Annotated in this window: 3 protein-coding genes; all 3 read right to left on the reverse strand. The window is 55.2% G+C overall.

Annotated elements, in window-relative coordinates; genetic code table 11:
- Positions 1 to 887, reverse strand: an 887-nt coding sequence (gene ttcA, locus HMPREF9538_RS01965; protein WP_032457268.1) for a tRNA 2-thiocytidine(32) synthetase TtcA, incomplete at its 3' end; no start/stop codon positions are given.
- Between the two features lie 233 nt (positions 888 to 1,120).
- Entirely contained in the window at positions 1,121 to 1,555 is a 435-nt protein-coding gene (gene uspF / locus HMPREF9538_RS01960) for a universal stress protein UspF (protein WP_004140161.1), read from the reverse strand.
- Between the two features lie 81 nt (positions 1,556 to 1,636).
- Positions 1,637 to 1,816, reverse strand: a 180-nt coding sequence (locus tag HMPREF9538_RS31910) for a KTSC domain-containing protein (RefSeq protein WP_148671947.1), incomplete at its 5' end; no start/stop codon positions are given.

The raw sequence follows: 1,816 nt of genomic DNA on the forward strand, positions 1-1,816 counted from the left end.
TCTTCTTCCGGCTGCCAGCCGGCGGGCTGCCGGGGGATATCTTCCCGGTCAAACGCCAGATCGCCACCATCCACCACCTCTGAGCCGTGGGTGATACCTTTAAAATCAAACAGATTGACGTCGCTCAGGTGCGAAGGCACCACGTTCTGCATCGCGCTGAACATGGTTTCAATGCGCCCAGGATAACGCTTATCCCAGTCGCGGAGCATATCGGCGATCACCTGGCGCTGCAGGTTTGGCTGCGAACCGCACAGGTTGCACGGAATAATCGGGAAGCCTTTGGCCTGGGAGAAGCGCTCGATGTCCTTTTCGCGGCAGTAGGCCAGCGGGCGGATGACGATGTGTTTGCCGTCGTCGCTCATCAGCTTCGGCGGCATCCCTTTCATTTTGCCGCCGTAGAACATATTCAAAAACAGCGTCTGCAGGATATCGTCGCGATGATGGCCGAGGGCGATCTTGGTCGCCCCGAGCTCGGTGGCGGTACGATAGAGGATGCCGCGACGCAGGCGAGAGCACAGCGAGCAGGTGGTTTTTCCTTCCGGGATCTTCTCTTTGACGATGCCGTAGGTGTTCTCTTCGACAATCTTGTATTCAACCCCCAGCTGCTCCAGATACGCCGGCAGAATATGCTCCGGGAACCCTGGCTGCTTCTGATCGAGGTTCACCGCCACCAGCGAGAAGGAGATGGGCGCGCTTTTCTGCAGATTGCGCAGGATCTCCAGCATGGTATAGCTGTCCTTGCCGCCTGAAAGACAAACCATAATGCGGTCGCCCTCTTCAATCATATTGAAGTCGGCAATCGCCTCACCGACGTTGCGGCGCAGACGTTTCTGCAGCTTATCGACGTTGTACTTTTCTTTTTTACTGATTTCTTGGTTTTGCAGCATGTAATAGTGGCTCAATTCATAGTGTGGCATCAGAAGAGCACGCATTCTGCCAGCCGCTGAACAACGTGGCGCTGGCGCGTAGCAATTATTGAGGTTTGACAGGCAACCGTGGCGTGTATGGTACGGATTCAGGGGCGGAATGTCAGCATCTTTCCGGCACTTTCGGCAGCGAGCAGCCAGGCGGGGGCGGCTGATGCGGAAATAAAAAGCCCGCCGGGCGGCGGGCTGCGGCGTTAGCGGACCACCAGTACCGAGCACTCGGCGTGACGAACCACCGCGGCGGCGTTGGAGCCCAGCAGATAAGTTGTGATATCCGGCCGGTGCGAAGCGATGATCACCAGGTCGGCTGGCAGCGACTTGGCCAGCGCAAGGATTTTATCTTTTGGCGATCCTTCCGCGACGTGAAAATGCATCCGGTCTTCCGGGATGGAGAACTGCTTCGCGATCTCTTTCAATTGCGTTTCAGAACCCTCACGCAGCTCGTCCATGCCGGGAAGCTCAGCGGTATAGGCCATTCCCAGTGAGGCATAATAGGGCAGAGAAGGGATCACGGTGAGGAAATGCACCTCGGCGTCGTCAATCCGCGCTTCCGATTCAACGTGACTGATAATGCGTTCAGTAAATTCTTTATCAGAGATATCGATAGGGACAAGAATCATTCTGCTCATAAAACCTCCTGTTTAAGTATCCCTTCATATTGTACGGTATTAGGGCACGTTTTGTATCATGACCGCAGTCACACTTTGACATTAACGTAGCTTGCGTTCGGGAAATTTTCCTTTGATCACCCCGTCATAATACCGGCCTTTTGACACCACCTGTAAAAAATCATGAAAAATACGCGGTGGGACCCCGGTATATTGTAATGGCGGCTGGGGGTAGAAAAAAATTTTCAGTGTGGGGGGGGGGGGGCGGTGGGGGGGGGGGGG

The organism is Klebsiella sp. MS 92-3 (genome assembly GCF_000195655.1).
GTDB lineage: Bacteria > Pseudomonadota > Gammaproteobacteria > Enterobacterales > Enterobacteriaceae > Klebsiella > Klebsiella pneumoniae.